Annotated in this window: 1 pseudogene; it reads left to right on the forward strand. The window is 77.7% G+C overall.

The annotated features are described in order from the left end of the window. Positions 1-357 (forward strand): annotated as a pseudogene (locus BN4575_RS23055) (hypothetical protein); the annotation flags it as partial. Positions 358-431: the final 74 nt, after the last annotated feature.

Genomic DNA, 431 nt, shown 5'->3' on the forward strand with positions numbered 1-431 from the left:
ATGCTGCGGGGCAACGCGGAGGCGTACGTGAGCCCGGGCAAGCCGAGCGGCTGCATGATCGTGCTCGCCGCGACGCTCGGCACGCCGGAGAGCGAGGGCGTGCGCTGCCACCTCGCCGAGGTCCGGCGGAGCGCGCAAGACGAGCTCCAGCGCCGGCTGGAGCGCGGCGTCGCCGAGGGCGACGTGCCGGCGGGCACCGACACGGCGGCGCTCGCCGCGTTCTACACGACGGTGCTGAGCGGCCTCTCCCTCCAGGCCCGCGACGGCGCCTCGCGCGAGGCGCTCCAGGCGATCGTCGACTGCGCCATGGCCGCCTGGGACGTGCTGGCCAGGCCGCGCGCCGCGGCCGCGATCTGAGCGGGCGCTGGCGCGCCGGCGCAGCGCAGGTGTCGCGTTGCGCCGGGGCCGGCGGCGGCGGTACGTTGACGTCC

Origin of the sequence: Aeromonas sp. EERV15 (assembly GCF_900079845.1) — a bacterium.
In the GTDB taxonomy this organism is placed as follows: domain Bacteria; phylum Pseudomonadota; class Gammaproteobacteria; order Enterobacterales; family Aeromonadaceae; genus Aeromonas; species Aeromonas sobria.